At 41.1% G+C, this 16,135-nt stretch carries 13 protein-coding genes; 6 read left to right on the forward strand and 7 right to left on the reverse strand.

Annotated features, from left to right (window positions below; all coding sequences use genetic code 11):
* The first annotated feature begins 297 nt into the window (after positions 1-297).
* Positions 298-867 carry a glycerol-3-phosphate acyltransferase gene (locus QNH20_RS23300; RefSeq protein WP_283920311.1) on the forward strand — a complete coding sequence of 190 codons (570 nt, stop codon included), beginning with the start codon at positions 298-300 and terminating at the stop codon, positions 865-867.
* On the forward strand, positions 857-2,482 hold the full coding sequence (locus QNH20_RS23305; RefSeq protein ID WP_283920312.1) for an aminotransferase class V-fold PLP-dependent enzyme: 1,626 nt from the start codon (positions 857-859) through the stop codon (positions 2,480-2,482). The genes QNH20_RS23300 and QNH20_RS23305 overlap by 11 nt, the downstream gene beginning before the upstream one ends.
* 156 nt (positions 2,483-2,638) lie before the next feature.
* On the opposite strand, the gene QNH20_RS23310 is transcribed toward QNH20_RS23305, so the two are convergent.
* Positions 2,639-4,135, reverse strand: a complete 1,497-nt coding sequence (locus QNH20_RS23310) for a YifB family Mg chelatase-like AAA ATPase (protein WP_283920313.1) — start codon at positions 4,133-4,135, stop codon at positions 2,639-2,641.
* Positions 4,120-4,620 carry a transposase gene (locus tag QNH20_RS23315; protein WP_349632725.1) on the reverse strand — a complete coding sequence of 167 codons (501 nt, stop codon included), beginning with the start codon at positions 4,618-4,620 and terminating at the stop codon, positions 4,120-4,122. Before QNH20_RS23315 ends, QNH20_RS23310 begins: the two co-directional genes overlap by 16 nt.
* Positions 4,621-5,194: 574 nt before the next feature.
* Between QNH20_RS23315 and QNH20_RS23320 the strand changes: the two genes are divergently transcribed.
* The gene (locus QNH20_RS23320; RefSeq protein ID WP_283920314.1) at positions 5,195-5,368 is read left to right on the forward strand and encodes a hypothetical protein; all 174 of its coding nucleotides are present in this window, start codon (positions 5,195-5,197) and stop codon (positions 5,366-5,368) included.
* Positions 5,369-5,531: 163 nt separating this feature from the next.
* Here the strand turns inward: QNH20_RS23320 and QNH20_RS23325 are convergent, their stop codons facing one another.
* Positions 5,532-5,972: a ferritin family protein gene (locus tag QNH20_RS23325; protein ID WP_283920315.1), complete on the reverse strand. Its 441-nt coding sequence runs from the start codon at positions 5,970-5,972 to the stop codon at positions 5,532-5,534.
* Between the two features lie 432 nt (positions 5,973-6,404).
* Between QNH20_RS23325 and QNH20_RS23330 the strand changes: the two genes are divergently transcribed.
* Positions 6,405-8,342 (forward strand): N-acetylmuramoyl-L-alanine amidase, encoded by a 1,938-nt coding sequence (locus QNH20_RS23330; protein WP_283920316.1) that lies wholly within the window; start codon positions 6,405-6,407, stop codon positions 8,340-8,342.
* 232 nt (positions 8,343-8,574) lie between these two features.
* On the opposite strand, the gene galU is transcribed toward QNH20_RS23330, so the two are convergent.
* Positions 8,575-9,468 (reverse strand): UTP--glucose-1-phosphate uridylyltransferase GalU, encoded by an 894-nt coding sequence (galU, locus tag QNH20_RS23335; RefSeq protein ID WP_283920317.1) that lies wholly within the window; start codon positions 9,466-9,468, stop codon positions 8,575-8,577.
* 273 nt (positions 9,469-9,741) lie between these two features.
* On the opposite strand from galU, the gene QNH20_RS23340 reads away from it, so the two are divergent.
* Positions 9,742-11,820, forward strand: a complete 2,079-nt coding sequence (locus QNH20_RS23340) for a molybdopterin-containing oxidoreductase family protein (RefSeq protein WP_283920318.1) — start codon at positions 9,742-9,744, stop codon at positions 11,818-11,820.
* A 331-nt stretch (positions 11,821-12,151) separates the two neighbouring features.
* On the opposite strand, the gene QNH20_RS23345 is transcribed toward QNH20_RS23340, so the two are convergent.
* Complete coding sequence (locus QNH20_RS23345; RefSeq protein WP_481857999.1) at positions 12,152-13,423, reverse strand: dicarboxylate/amino acid:cation symporter; 1,272 nt, start codon at positions 13,421-13,423, stop codon at positions 12,152-12,154.
* 124 nt (positions 13,424-13,547) lie between these two features.
* Positions 13,548-13,811 carry a hypothetical protein gene (locus QNH20_RS23350; protein WP_283920319.1) on the reverse strand — a complete coding sequence of 88 codons (264 nt, stop codon included), beginning with the start codon at positions 13,809-13,811 and terminating at the stop codon, positions 13,548-13,550.
* 115 nt (positions 13,812-13,926) lie between these two features.
* Between QNH20_RS23350 and QNH20_RS23355 the strand changes: the two genes are divergently transcribed.
* Complete coding sequence (locus tag QNH20_RS23355; RefSeq protein WP_283920320.1) at positions 13,927-14,721, forward strand: Cof-type HAD-IIB family hydrolase; 795 nt, start codon at positions 13,927-13,929, stop codon at positions 14,719-14,721.
* Between the two features lie 222 nt (positions 14,722-14,943).
* On the opposite strand, the gene galE is transcribed toward QNH20_RS23355, so the two are convergent.
* A complete protein-coding gene (gene galE / locus QNH20_RS23360; RefSeq protein ID WP_283920321.1) occupies positions 14,944-15,915 on the reverse strand; it encodes a UDP-glucose 4-epimerase GalE in 972 nt (323 codons plus the stop codon).
* Positions 15,916-16,135: the final 220 nt, after the last annotated feature.

A 16,135-nucleotide genomic window follows, 5' to 3' on the forward strand; every position in this document is an offset into this window, starting at 1 on the left:
AAACATTCTCTTCGTGACTGAGTTAACCTTATGCAGTTTTTCTTTCATCTTTATTATTTATTATTTTTATTGTATTGAAGAATCAGGGAGTTCCTCTGGTAAATTAGACAGGAGATAACCTTATCTTTTTTAATTCCTTTCTCGAATTCCGGTAAAGTTTCCATTGAAATCATATTCATTTCACCTCAAAATGAAATTAAGTATGCAAAGTAAATTTATGACTATGTGGTAAAATCTTAACAAACATTCTAAAAGGAACCAATAATAATTTCTACTTCTTCATAGGCGGTGAATCAAGTGTTATGGTTGTATGTTGTTCTTTCCTATTTAATCGGCAATATTATGTTTGGGTATCTGATTACAAAAGTTCTGTATCACAAGGATATTCGCCTTCATGGAAGCGGGAATGTTGGGGCTCGCAATGCCGGTCGTCTTCATGGAAAGAAAGCGTTCGTTATCATTTTTCTTGGCGATGCATTAAAAGGTGTATGCGTTATTCTCATCGCCCGCTATCTTCATTTTCCTGAGTATATACAATTGCTTGGACTAGGGATGGCGATTCTTGGCCATATAAAACCAGTTGCATTGAAGTTCAAGGGTGGGAAAGGAATTTCCACTTTTATTGGCGGAATGATTTGCTTCGATCCACTGCTTATTCCCATAATCCTGGTGGGTTTTTTCGCCCTTTATCCATTTACCAAAAGCTTTACCTTCGCAGGGTTAGGAGCGTTCCTCGCCATTCCAATATTTCTATTTTTCAAGCCATATAATTGGATAACCTGTGTAATTGCACTCGCCATAATCATAGTTATTTTTTTAACACATTCTGAAAATATCAAGGAAAGGCTGAAGGATCGTGGACAATAATCATGGGTATTTTTTCAAAATTGCAACAAACTGTAACGAATTTGAGCGAATTCATCAATTAAACTATCAAACTTTTTCAGAAGAAATTCCTCAGCATGAAAAAAATGAGCAAAAAAAATTGGTGGATTCTTTCCACCATGAAAATACATACATTATTTGCATCAAAGATGACGAGCTTATCGGCATGGTCGCTGTTCGTGACAACCGGCCGTTTTCGCTTGACCGTAAAATTGGCGCTATCGAAGATTCACTCCCTATTTCAATAAATCGCCCTTGCGAGGTCCGGCTTCTGGCAGTCAAAAAAGAATTTCGAAATGGCCGGGTCTTTGTTGGGCTTGCGCAATTTTTAGCTCAATATTGCTTGGAAAAGGGGTATGATGTCGCTGTTATCTCTGGAACAGTCCGTCAATTAAAGCTATATAACCAAATGGGCTTCCAGCCATTTGCCAAGATGACCGGTACAGAGGAAGCCCTTTTTCAACCCATGTATTTAACGAAAGAAACATTTGAAGCATCGCTTGCAGGTAGAATTCTTCATCCGGCTATACCTTTTTTACCAGGGCCCGTTCAAATCTCTGACGGAGTTCGCGCTGCACTAATGGGCCGCCCCTACTCCCATCGAACTAAAGGTTTCCTTGAAAAACTAAACAGGATCAAGGATCTGCTATGCGACTTAACGAACTCCAAGCATGTCCAGGTTTTACTAGGCTCAGGTACACTTGCAAATGAAGTCGTGGCTGCTCAGCTTTCATTAATAAAAGGCAGAGGACTCATTTTGGCTAATGGTGAGTTTGGCAGCCGCTTAGTAGAACAAGCGCAGCGGCAGGGACTTAACTTCGATGTATTGGAAAAAGAATGGGGGCAAGCTTTCTCAAAGGAAGAAATTGTTGAAAAATTATCAAACAAATCGACATGGATTTGGGCTGTGCATAGTGAGACATCCACCGGCATGCTAAATGACTTGACGCTCATCAAGAGGATTGCAGAAGAGTACAGCCTTAAGCTTTGTCTTGATTGTATTAGCTCCATTGGGGCGATGGAGTTGGATTTATCAGGGGTATTTTTAGCAACCGGCGTTAGCGGGAAAGCGTTGCGTGCGTTCACTGGATTGTCCTTCGTCTTTCATCATCACGAGGTTGCCCCTTCGTCTGCTATCCCAAAATACATTGATTTGGGTGTCTATATGGTCAAGGACAGTATCCCGTTTTCTCATTCGTCCAACTTTATTGAAGCGCTGCTAGTGGCAGTAGAAAGCATTACGCCCGAAACATATAGAAAGATTAGTGAAACGCATCAATGGTTAAGAAATAACCTTAAACATTTTGGCTATCATTTGATAACAAGTAATAAAAATAATTCTCCCATGATTCTAACCATTGAACTTCCCAAAGCTGTCTCGTCTTATGAAATTGGGAAAGTTCTTCATTACAATGGTTACCTGTTACACTTTGAGAGCGAGTACCTTCGGCAACGAAACTGGATGCAAATTGCTTGCATCGGCGATTATTCCACCGCGACTTTAGAAACAATGACTAACCTTCTATATCAGGTTGTCACATACGAACTAAAGCAGCTTCAAGCTTCAACTTCAAAGCTCCTGAATGAAGGGGCCTAATTAGGGCGGAAAGCCACATTAATAAAGTGACAACTCAATCAGTGAGGGTGGCAAATCTTTTCCACCCCCACTGATTGTTACTTCCCCCAAAAAAACATGCAACACCTGATTGTCCACCCAACACGGACACTGTCCACGAAGGGTGCCTGACACCCTTTATACTGTATTCAGCTTGATTACCTCGCAAATGCTTTGGTCGGTGATGTCGGGGTTTGCTTGGAGGTCTGAGATGGTACGGGCAAGGCGGAGGATTTTGATTTGGGTACGGTTGCTCCAATTTTTGTTTATGGCTTGCTGCTGTATGGCTGATTGTTGTGTTCCTGACAAAGGGCTCGCTCTCAAAAGTACGTCATAAGAGATTCTACTATTACAAACTTCTTTACCATAGCGGTCATATTGCCTTTCCCTCGCCAGCTTCACTCTTTCCTGCACAATTTTTGATGACTCTCCTGCACTTGCCATCGTAGTGTCATTGATATCGATGCATCGTAATGAAAGATTAATATCAAACCGATCTCTAAGCGGACCTGAGAGTCTATTTTGATAAGAGCGAATTTGCTTAGGTGAGCACGTACAATAATGACTATTCGAGCCTGCATAACCGCAAGGGCATGGATTCATCGCAGCAATCAATACAAAGGAAGCCGGATAGGTAATCGAGGCGTGGGTGCGGCTAATCGTGATCAAACTATTTTCTAAAGGCTGGCGCAGCATATCTAATGTTTTTTTCGAAAACTCCCCGATTTCATCAAGAAATAATACACCCCTGTGGGCCAAAGAGATTTCACCTGGCTTTGGAAATTGACCGCCGCCTATAATAGCGACTCCTGAGGCGGAATGGTGAGGATTCCGATAGGGAGGCAGATGACACTGTGTGTAAACGGTCCTGCTTAATTGATACAAGCTAAGTACCTCGAGTTGTGCTTCTTTTGTCAATGGCGGTAAAATGGACGGAAAGCTCTCTGCCAACAAGCTTTTTCCACAACCTGGAGGTCCCGTTATCAGAACATGATGCTCACCGGCTGCCACTACCTCTAGAGCACATTTAGCTCTAGCATGACCGATAATTTGCTGAAAATCTAAATAACGATTATCTCCATAGCAGCTCTCTTCTTCAATCTTTTTATAAAAAGAAGGAACCCATTGACCTGAAAGGTGCCCGATTACATCTTTTAATGAAGAAATGTAGATGATTTCTAACCCTTCGAAATCAAGAACCGGGAGATGGTCATCAAATGGTATATAAAGTCTCCTAATCCCCTGCCTTTTTGCTGCAAGTACCGCAGGCAACAGCCCTTCAACAGGTTGCACTGATCCGTCTAAGGATAGGGCTCCTAAAAAACCCGTATCTTCTGGAATAGCTGCCTCCAACTCATGCAAGCTCAGCAGCAAACCAATTGCCATAGGAAAATCAAACATCGGCCCCATTTTCTTTTGGTCCGCAGGCGAAAGATTTATGATAATTTTGTTACCTGATAGGACATAACCTAATGAACTAAGTGCTGCTATAATTCTCTCCTTCGACTCTTTAACAGCAGCATCAGGCAGACCGACAATTTTAAACGAGTCATTACCTACATATGTCCCAACCTCCACATTCACTCGGTAGCCTTCCATCCCCTTTAAGCCAATACTCGTTACTCGAGCCCACATGGAAACCACTCCCCTTCACGCTTAATGATTTTTCCATCTTCCCAAAAAAACTTGTCCGTGACTAAGGCATTCATATATTGCTGATAAAAATGTGGTTGCGGGTTAGGAAAATAAGAAAGGATTGGTTTGGGGTCAATATGAGGGTTTGCTTCACCGTAGAGGTAAGCACGATAGCTGCTCCAAGTATACTTCTCAGGCGTTGTCACCATCCCAGCTTCCACAGGGTTTAAATGAATATATTTGCTGACATCAATTTCATATTCACGAGAGTTGATGAGCTCGGCACCATAGCGCTTATCAAACACATGGCCCGAAAAATCGTACTTTTGGTTAATATATTTTGCATATTTTGTATTGAGATTTTTCATGATGATACTAAGCGGGGTTTGGAAGGTTTCGAACTGGAGATGGGTATGATTGGTCATTAAGCAGTAAGCGTGGAGATTAAAGGGGTAGCGGTCCCTCGTTTCTTCTATGTAAGCCAGATACTTCTTATAATCTTCATCCTCAAAAACAGTGAACTCCTCCTTATTCCTCTACTGGTCACATGATACTTCGCACCTTCAAACCATAGACGTGCCTTACGAGCCAAATCGATCACTCCTATTAAATATAATTACGACGGAAATGGTATTAATGGTGTCAGGCACCATTCCCATCTTTTTCATTATACTAATAATTTTCACGTGGGTTAGCGATATTCATATATGTAACAAAATGTTCAAAGGCTTGGTTTGGGGTGCTTTGCGATTTGTCCGTCCCTTTGGTTAGAAACCTTTTTGTCCAGAAAAACATCCAAGCTTGAAATTTCCCATCAACGTATAAAAAGTTTTGGATCCTAATATTTATTAATAAGGTGAAACTTCAATCAGTATTTTTTTTCCACACCCCAGTGATTGATAGTTGGAACAATCGTTTTTTTTACGAGCTATTGATTCCCGCTTATCCTTTTTGTTCTATCTTCTCTTGTAGTGAGGGTCTTACTGCTCGTTTATGCGACATATAGTCTCATCATCTCTTACTTTCTATTGAGGAGGAATATCTCTGAAAAGTATAAGATTGATTCAAAGATTAGTTGGTGTCCTCCTTCTTGTGTATGGAATTTATCTCATTTTCGTCACACAGGAGTTTTTTGGTACCTTATTAATCATTATTGCCTTCTTAATCTTTCCAAGCATAAACAAAGAAAAAAAGGAATCCTACAGCGATGATATTGATTCTCATGACCGCTGAAGTGATTCTGCATATGTGCACGACAGTTCCTCAGGGGCAGAGCTTCAGATGGAGGCGGCGTGAACTAATCCTCCAAAACCAATTCCCCTTAACACCACCTTTCAAACAGAAATGCCCCCGGTGACAGGTCATTCCGGGTGCATTTTTTGTATCCCTGATAGAATCACTTCGTTTTTGAAAAATAATACAGAAACCACACAGCATGATTTTGCTCGTCTGCCGCTGCTCTTCTGAATACCTCTTTAATGAACGGATCTGTCACAGTATCAGCTATTTTCATGTAAAAATCCACTGTTTCTTGCTCATCCTCTAGAGCAAACTCCAATCCCCTTAAATAAACACCCGGACATTCCTCCGTTATTTTTGGCTGTGGATGCATACCTGTTAAACCGCGATAAATCTGGACAAACTGTTGATAATGTTTAATTTCATCCTGGCGAATCTCAAGGATTTGTTCCCGTTCCTTCTTATGTGGAGCTAAATTAGCCAACCTGGCATAACAATCGATGGCACTATATTCCCCATTTATTGCTTTCTCAACATTATTAACTAATGTATTCGACTGCCTGTTTAAGGCATCATAGTAATTTGTAAAAGGATACATAGAGGCGTACCTCCCCACTTATTTTCTTGGTATATCCTATGGCAAATCGAAGAATTGGGTGTGCGGTGGACATATTTTTCAAATACCTAACCCGCCATAAAAAATTGTTGGCGATACATTACGTTTGTGTGATTGAAACAGCTTCTCACACAAATTTTTTCGTCATTTTATAATGGTTCCTACAAGAATAGCCTTATTCCCCGGGAAACTTATGATTTTCGACATTTCGCTTAAACCTCCTGCTAAATTTAACGTCTAACTCCCCAATTAGATTGCGTTTTTTCCTAATCTAGGAAGAAATTTGTCGTTTTTTACTTCACATAACTAAAAATAGAGTTTAATATAAAAATATCCATTTAGGGTGTAGCTGTATAGTTTTGTTACGCTTTAAAAATACATATTAAGGGGCGTGAAGAACCAGTAGAGGACGATTTGACAGCCATATTTTTTAGAGGCTGTACCGACTCTTTAAACTTACAAGAAAAAGACGGGAAAGGGTATAAAGCATTGAAAAGGAAGCTCATAATTTTATCAATTGTTTCATTATTATTGGGGATAGGACTCGGAAATACTCATTCCTATGCTGTCAATTGGGGCTGGTCTATGGAAAATGGGAAATGGTATTTCTACCAGAACAACACAGCAGTAACCGGGTGGGTCTTCAGTGATAGTAAATGGTACTACATGGACTCAAGAGGAGTCATGCAGACAGGCTGGGTAAAAGACCAGGGAAAGTGGTATTACCTTGAGGCCAATGGGGCGATGAAAACCGGATGGCTATACACTGGTGGATATTGGTATTATCTTCAACCAAGTGGGGCAATGCAAACCGGATGGCTGAATCTCGGTGACAAATGGTATTATCTCCAGGCCGATGGCGTCATGAAAACCGGGTGGCTAAAGCTGGATAACAGCTGGTATTATTTTAAACCAAGCGGGGAAAGAAGTACCGGACTCTTTAGTGTGAATTCGAATATTTTCTATTTTAATAGTTTAGGAGTCATGCAGGAGAACCAATGGCTGGAAGTAGATGGAAAGAAGTACTACTTAAGAACCGGTGGCTATGCAGCAATTGGCCCTACAGATATTTCTGAAAAAAAATATCTTTTTAACTCCAGTGGCGCACTAATTTCCGGATGGGGATTAATTGGGGGAAAGTGGTACTTCTCTAATCAGGAAGGCATCGTTCAAACCGGCTGGCTGACTTACAACGGGAAAAAGTATTTTTTGAACCAAAATGGGGTTATGCAAACAGGTTGGTTTGAAGACCAAGGAAAAAAATACTTTTTTAATAATAGCGGTGCATTAACAACTGGAATTGCTGTACTGGACGGTAAAGGTTACTATTTTGATCAAAATGGCGTCCTTTTTACCGGTGGCTGGCTTACGGTAAATTCGAAAAAGTATTACGCAAATGTGACAGGTCAGCTTCAACCACAAGGCTGGTTCTACCTCAATAACATTTGGTACTATGTCACGTCTGATTTTTCGCTAAAAACCAACTGGCTGCTTTACGGTGGAAAATGGTATTTTTTAAACGCCCAAGGAGAAATGCAAACAGGCTGGGTGCAAGTCAACAGCTCTCAATATTATTTAAATTCTAGCGGAGCGATGCAAACCGGATGGCTTAAGTTGAACGAAAAATGGTACTACCTCAATCAATCCGGGGCAATGCAAACCGGTTGGTATATGGTGAATAACAATTGGTACTATTCCGGTTCTGATGGAGTCATGCTGACTGGCTGGATCACGGTAAATGGCGTGGATTACTTTTTAGATTCGAATGGCGCTTGGAATCCATACGTCACATCTAAGGATCCAAAAACTAAAACGATTGTACTGGATGCCGGACATGGCGGTTATGATAGTGGTTCAGGTGCAGGCGGTGTTTATGAAAAAAACATAAACCTGCAAGTCACATTGAAATTAGCTGAGCTTCTAAAAAATAACGGCTACACCGTATATTTAACTAGAAACACAGATGTTTTTGTTTCTTTGGATAGCCGGGTAGAGTATTCAAATTCCATCAAACCGAGTGCGTTTATTAGTATTCACGTGAATTCATCTACCAGCACCAGCGCACAGGGAATTGAAACATATCATAATTCCGTAGACGGGGTCATGCCAGCGGAAAGCAGGCAGCTCGCCTCCTCCATTCAGGATGAAATTATCAAATCCACAGGTGCGGTTTCAAGGGGCATTAAGGATGAGAGTTTCAGAGTCATCCGAGGAAATCAAGCACCGGCCGTTTTGGTTGAAATCGGGTTCATCTCGAATGATAAAGAACGGGCAAACCTTGTCAGCAGCAGCTATCAATATAAGCTCTGCAACGGACTGCTAAACGGGGTACTAAAATTTTTAAATAAGTAATCCGCCCTTAGCTTGTTCAAAGTTCTAGTAAGGGACTTTGAACGCCCGAAATCCATCACGCATAAAGAACAGCCGCATTTGACCAGGTCTATGCCTAGTAAAATGCGGCTTTTCCTTATTTTACGGATTCAGATATTATGAAAGAATACCACTTTTGGCATAAAACAATAGATCCACACTGTCCACCCCACAAGGAACTATGTCCACGAAGGGTGCCTGACACTATTTACACTTACTTGGTGTTATTTTCCTTTTCGTTTTCGTCAATAAGTTCTTTTAAGAATTGTAGAAGTTCTTCACGGATGCCTTCCTGTTGTAGGGCAAACTCGATTGTAGTTTTGACAAAGCCAATTTTTTCACCAACATCAAAACGCTTTCCCTCGAAATTGTAAGCGAAGACACGTTGAATTTGGTTGAGTTTTTGAATAGCATCTGTTAACTGAATTTCACCGCCTGCTCCAGCCTCCTGCTGGTCTAAGAACATAAAGATCTCAGGGGTTAAAATATATCTTCCCATAATCGCTAGATTAGATGGGGCTGTACCTGGCTTCGGCTTTTCGACAAAATGCTTCACTTGATAACGTCTGCCTTCCTGCTCAAGTGGATCGACAATCCCGTAACGGTGTGTTTCATTCTCAGGAACATGCTGAACCCCGATAATTGATGAGAATGTCGCTTCATATTGGTCAATCAGCTGCCGTAAGCAAGGAGTATCGCTTTGAACGATATCATCGCCCAAAAGTACGGCAAATGGTTCATCGCCAATAAAATTCCGCGCACACCAAACGGCATGCCCTAATCCTTTTGGTTCTTTCTGACGAATATAATGAATGTCAGCAAGGTTGGATGTGTAGTTTACTTTATTTAATAGATCCCATTTCTCTTTTTCAAATAAATTTTTCTCAAGCTCAGGGGCAAAATCAAAATGATCCTCAATCGCCCGTTTTCCTTTACCTGTTACAATAATAATATCCTCTATTCCAGAGGCAATCGCTTCCTCAACAATATATTGAATCGTTGGCTTATCCACAATGGGAAGCATCTCTTTGGGCATTGCTTTAGTTGCTGGTAAAAATCGTGTACCAAGTCCAGCAGCAGGGATAATTGCTTTACGAACCTTTTTCACAGTATGTCTCTCCTTTAGTTATTCATTATATGTATAATATGACAAAATTTTAAGTTTAACCCAAATAATTATACCATAAGGACATTTTAAAAAATGTGATTCGGCATATTTTCCGTGGTGCCTGACACCCATTTTAATGTTATGATAATGGCAATATTTAAAAATACCAATCTTTCACAATTAGTGCCGGACACCAAAAAAGACACTTTCCACAAGTGATGGACAGTCAACATGACACTAATCTGATATCTTTGGCTTGAAAGGAGATTTACTATGACATCTTTCATTCATGAGCTGAATGGTGTTTTTCATGCTGTTTGCCCGCTTGATTGCCCGGATCAATGTGGTTTGCTTCTGCATAAAGAAGACGGAAAAATTGTAAAAGTTGAGGGTGATCCACAACATCCGGTAACCAAAGGACATATTTGTAACAAGGTTCGCAATATGTCTGAGCGTATTTATGATGGGAATCGTTTGAAATATCCGCTTAAACGGATTGGTTCCAAGGGTGAAGGAAAGTTCACTCGTATTAGTTGGGAAGAGGCCCTCAGCACAATTACTTCTTGCTGGAAGGAGCTTATCGAAATAGATGGGCCGGAAAGCATTTTACCCTACAGCTTTTATGGCAACATGGGGAGGCTCAGTGCCGAGGGAATGGACCGCCGTTTTTGGAATCTCTTGGGCGCTTCACGGCTGGATCGTACGATTTGTTCATCGGCTGGATCGGTTGGCTATCAATATACGATGGGCGGCAGCCTCGGGATTGACCCTGAGGATACAATTCATTCTAAACTGTTCATCTTCTGGGGCATTAATGCTGCCAGCACCAATATGCACCAGATAGCCCTTGCGCAAAAGGCCCGTAAGCAGAACGGAGCCAAATGGATCGTCATCGATGTTCATAAAAATCAAACTGGTAGAATGGCAGATTGGTTTATTCCGATTTTACCTGGGACGGACAGTGCCCTCGTACTAGGACTGATGCACATATTGTTCGCCGAAAATATGGTTGATCAAGAATTTTTGCAAAAATATACTGTTGGCTACGAAGAACTGCGCAAGCATGTCATTCAATACACACCTGCCAAAGTTTCCGAATTTACCGGAGTCCCAGTCAGTGACATTTACAAGCTTGCGCGAATGTATGGCCAAACATCACCTTCCTTTATTCGCATCGGCAACGGACCGCAACATCACGACAATGGCGGTATGTTCGTCCGCACGGTCGCATGCCTGCCTGCCCTAACCGGACAATGGCTTGTAAAAGGCGGCGGGGCCATCAAAGGAAATTCTGCCTATCTAGCACCAAATACTGAGAGTTTGCAAAGGTCTAGTCTTTTAAAAAATAGACATACGCGAGTTATTAATATGAACTTGCTGGGAGAAGCTTTATTAACGTTAGATCCGCCCGTAAAATCGTTGTATGTGTATGGATCGAATCCTGCGTTAGTAACACCCTCTAGCAATAAAGTCAGAAAAGGCTTGGAACGCGAAGATTTATTCGTAGTGGTCCATGATTTATTTTTAACAGAAACGGCTAAGTACGCAGATATTGTCCTGCCTGCAACATCATCCTTTGAAAACACGGATTTATACACTTCGTACTGGCATCATTACATACAAATTCAGCAGCCGGTTATCGCACCATACGGGGAGTCTAAGTCGAATGTTGACGTCTTCCGTTTGTTTGCAAAAGAAATGGGATTTGGTGATGAAGCAGCCTTCGCAGAAACTGAAGCAGAAATGATTGCCGGCGCGCTGAATAACCCGCGAAATCCTTATTTGGAGGACATCAATTACTCCTTTTTAGTAGAGCAGCGATACGTGAAAGCTAAGGTGAAGCAATTGTTTCCCGGGACACTTCCGACCCCGAGTGGAAAAATTGAGTTATATTCTGAGAAAATGAAGCAGGATGGGTACCCGCCGCTGCCAACCTATATTCCGCTTGTGAACCATGGAGACCACTACTTTCAATTTGTCCCAGGGCCAAATCACAATTTTTTAAACTCTACTTTTTCCAATATTCAGAAGCATGTTGAGTTGGAAAAAGAACTACGATTGCATATGAATCGGGTGGATGCCCTAGCGGCTGGAATTGAAGATGGAGATATGGTACGGGTGTGGAACAGTCACGGGGAATGTGAGATAAAAGTTGCAGTTGGAGATAATGTCCTTCCGGGTGTTGTTGTGACACAAGGGATCTGGGCGGACGAAGCAGCCTGGTCTCATGAAGGTTTAAATTCCAAAAATTTTCTAATAAACTCCCTAACTCCCGATCGTATTGCTGATATGGGAGGCGGGGCCACCTTTTTTTCAGGACGGGTAAATGTGGAAAAAATATTGACTAGCTAGCCCCTGTTTTTTGGGGGCTATGACTTTTATTGGCGACCGGTCTATTTGTTTTTTGCCTTTTCGGTCGCCTATAACCTCTATTGGTGAGTGTGGTCTTTAAATTCTTCAATCATAATAACTATTTAAGCAACACTTTGTTTCTAAATATAAAAAAAATGCTGCAAGAATCCACATATCCCCACAGCATTTAATGGCAGAGCACCATTTTCAAGTAATTGGAAATTGGTGCCTGACACCCTTTACAAGCTTTCAACGCACTTTATATGATTATTGGTGTCAGGCACCATTGAATTGCACCAATGCATTACACCGATGGATTGGACCGATATATCTATGCGACTTCTTCTCCGCTTTTGAACGCTTGACGGAGCCAGTTTTTTCCTTCGACGAGTCGTGTGACGAGCATGGCACAGACTGTATTTCCGGTTGAGTTAAGGAGTGTGGCCGGTGCATCAATGATGGTGCTGATCACGGCGATAATAGGCAAGGTTTCTGGCGGGAAGCCATAAACACTGATGATCAGCATTTCCCCAATCATCCCTCCGCCTGGGATCGCACCCATCACCGCACCAACTAAAAAGGCAACCGCGAGAATACTTAAAATATTGGAGAAACTTGTTAAATCCTTACCAAATAAAGCAAATAAAAAGACGATTTTCAGTACGCCGCCAAAGACGGAACCATCTTTATGGGTGTTCGCACCAAGCGGGACAATCGTTTCCGCAATATCCTTAGGCACCCCCATTTTTCGAACAGCGGCCAGGTTCACGGGAATACACGCTGCACTCGAACAAGTCGCAAGCGCCGTAACCGATGGTGTGATAGCATTTTTCCAAAACACCTTGACCCCATCCTTACCCCCAGCGATAAAAGCATAGAGAGTGAAGAACACAAAGTAATAAATGACTGTCAAAATCAAATACAGAATAAACGAACGGGCATAACCTTCTAAAATTTGCGGACCGAGCTCGCCGATGACCGCAGCAAAATAGCAGCCAAGTCCGATTGGAGCATAATACATCACGATGCTAACCATCTTCATCATGACCCCTGTAGCAGCAGATAAAAAGTCAGCAACCGGTTTTGCTTTTTCGCCAATCATCGCAGTTGAAATGCCAAAAAGAAGTGAAAAGACAATTAGCTGGAGCATATTACTGCGCGATAGCAATAAATTAAAATCTGAAACAGTGAAAGTGGCAACCAAATGATCAAGAAACGTTAATTTCTCCGTGTCCGTTTCCACCGAAGAATGACTCATGACCTCTTTAATTGCAGCAATATCGGCATTTTCAATCGGATGAATGATGGACGTACCCATTAAGCCGAGAATTGCTGCAACAGAAGCGGTCACAAAAAAAACGACTAAGATACTACCCATAATTTTTCCAAGCCGTTTCATGCCATTCATGTTCGCAATTGCTGAAGCAATGCTGAAAAATACTAATGGCACGATAATCATGAACATTAAGTTGAGAAAAAGATCCCCTAACGGCTTTACGACCGCTGTCTTTGTCCCAAAAACCAATCCAGATGCCCCGCCGATAACGATGGCAGCCAGTAGAATCAAGGTAAATCGATAATTTTTAAAAAATGATTTCAACAAAATCCACAGCCTTTCGACAACAATTTACACATGAAAATCATACCCAAATTCGCTCCATAGGTAAATGGCTTTATTTTTAATAGATAATTCTAATAACTACGTCCCCTTTATAGAAAAATAGCCCCTAACAGTGGAAGAGAGCTATTTCAGCCGAAAATGATAAAATATTTGAACCATATACGAACACTTGAAAATCCCTCCTAGGGTTCATTGCAACTTTTTGTTTTGCCCGTTTGGCCAGTTCACTTGACAGATCGTTATCAGGCACCACGAAGGCATCTTTAAGAACGAAAAACTTTTTGAGCTGCTGCTCTAATTCAACTGTCCGAATACTTTCATCTTTTATATAAATATTACCACTCCCTTCATCCTTAGCCTTTTGAAGCACTTTAGAAATTTCCCTTCTGTTAGAAAGAAGTATTTCATGTATAATAGGATAGATTATGTAAACTAAGTAAGGATAATAATTTATGCACCATCCGCTTTGAAAGGAATGAACAGCAATGAAGAAAAAACAGATGATTTTTTTTGATATAGACGGAACCCTTTTGAATGAGGAGAAAAAATTGCCTGAGTCTACCAAAAAGGCGATAAATAGATTAAAAGAGCTAGGTCATGAGGTGGCCATTGCGACCGGCCGCGCACCATTTATGTTTAAAGAGCTGCTGGCTGAGCTTGGCATTCATTCTTTTGTTAGTTTTAATGGCTCATATGTAGTCTACAAAGGAAAACCGATTTATCAAAATCCGCTTGATCAAGAGGAACTCTACCTCCTAACACAATTTTCCAACAGCATAAAAAACCCCATCATTTATGAAAACCATGAAAAGATGTATGCGAATAAGGAGTCCCATCCACACATTGAGGAAGGGATTGGTTCCTTAAAAATAAAAGATAAGCCGATTTTTGATCCCCACTATTATCAAGGAAAGGAAATCTATCAATCATTGCTTTTTTGTAATGCTGTAGAGCAAGCTTCGTATCAGGAGAAATTTAAGAAATTTGATTTTGTCAGATGGCATGAACATGCAGTGGATGTATTGCCTGCTGGCGGTTCAAAAGCAAAAGGAATAGAAGCTTTAATCAACTATTTAAACATCCCAATAGATCAGGTCTATGCCTTTGGTGACGGACTGAACGATATCGAAATGCTATCGTTTGTCAATAACAGCATTGCCATGGGTAACGCTGTCGATCAAGTGAAGGATGTTGCCAAATTCGTAACGAACCATGTTGATGAGGACGGGATTTTAAGAGGATTAGAATTAGTGGGTTTATTGGACGAGGAAGCCGTTTAAACATATATAAGCGGAAACTTCCATTGCGTGGTGTATGGACTGTAGCCCTTCGACTGAGATAATAGAAAGCAGAAAAGCGGAAGTGCCTTGCCAAGTGGCTTATGATCCTGAATACCAAGGCGCTGGAGCTAGAGCTTGATGTTCTCAAACTCGAAAATTCTATATCTACTTATCTTTGAATAATAGCAATGCCCCCCAGCTGAGGGCGCATTGCTTTTTTAATTAATATTTTTGATTCTGGTGCCACTTCCAGGCATCGGCAATAATTTTCTCTAAATTTCGCTCAGCTTTCCAGCCTAATTCGGAGAAAATCTTATTAGAGGATGCTACAAGTCTTGCCGGATCCCCTTGGCGGCGGTCGGCCATTTCTATGTTCGCCTTCACTCCTGTGACTCTTTCACATGTTTCAATAACTTCCTTAACAGAATAGCCAAGTCCGTTACCGAGATTATAAATCTCAGCCGACTTCTTTCCTGTTAACAGGGCCTTAAGTGCAAGGATATGGGCGCTCGCTAAGTCCGTCACATGAATATAATCACGGATACAAGTACCGTCCGGAGTATCATAATCAGATCCAAAAACAGAGACTTTTTCCCGCAGACCTAGTAATTGCTGAAGGACTATTGGGATTAAATGAGTTTCCGGGTCATGGCTTTCACCAATTTCAGCGGATTCATGGGCTCCTGCTGCATTAAAATAACGCAATATCACATATTTCAGCCCATCAGATGTAGAAAGGTCAGAGAGAATCTGCTCAACCATTAGTTTTGATTGACCATAAGGATTAATCGGGGTAGTGGCACTTGATTCATCAATCAGCGCAACATCAGGAATTCCATATGTAGCTGCAGTAGATGAGAAAATAAAGTTTTTTACCTTAAATTTCAACATCACTTTTAATAGTGTTAAAGTGGAAGCTACATTGTTTTGATAATATTTCAAAGGATCAATAACAGACTCCCCTACTAAACTACAGGCAGCAAAGTGCATAACGGCTTTAATTGGATAACTTCTAAAAACCATTTGAAGATCTTCTTCATTGCCGAGGTCCCCTTTTACAAAGATAGCCCGGTTATCAACGGCCGAGCGGTGTCCCGTCGACAAGTTATCAAGTACGACAACATCTTCTTTTTCAACTAATTCCTTTACAAGATGGCTACCAATGTAACCAGCTCCGCCAACGACGAGAATCATATTCATTTCCCCTTAGCTAGAATTTAATTTACTTTTTCCATTATAGCATTATGGACTAATAGCCGCTTGTTTTTGCTATTTACTAATTATTTCCGATCACTATTAATCTTCTAAATGGTAATCTAAAAAGACCTACTCCCCCAAGAATTAATCAGCACAACTTCTAAAGGCCGAATTCTCAAAAAATCGGCCTTTTTTTCATATAATTGGACAAGTCAAG

It is taken from the genome of Neobacillus sp. WH10 (assembly GCF_030123405.1).
In the GTDB taxonomy this organism is placed as follows: domain Bacteria; phylum Bacillota; class Bacilli; order Bacillales; family Cytobacillaceae; genus Neobacillus.

What these genes read in the sequence shown, in the direction of transcription:
- QNH20_RS23310 (WP_283920313.1), bottom strand. Translation starts at nt 4,135, where the DNA reads ATGTGGGCTCGAGTAACGAGTATTGGCTTAAAGGGGATGGAAGGCTAC.
- QNH20_RS23325 (WP_283920315.1), bottom strand. Translation starts at nt 5,972, where the DNA reads ATGTATCCTTTTACAAATTACTATGATGCCTTAAACAGGCAGTCGAAT.
- QNH20_RS23340 (WP_283920318.1), top strand. Translation starts at nt 9,742, where the DNA reads ATGACATCTTTCATTCATGAGCTGAATGGTGTTTTTCATGCTGTTTGC.
- QNH20_RS23355 (WP_283920320.1), top strand. Translation starts at nt 13,927, where the DNA reads ATGAAGAAAAAACAGATGATTTTTTTTGATATAGACGGAACCCTTTTG.
- galE (WP_283920321.1), bottom strand. Translation starts at nt 15,915, where the DNA reads ATGATTCTCGTCGTTGGCGGAGCTGGTTACATTGGTAGCCATCTTGTA.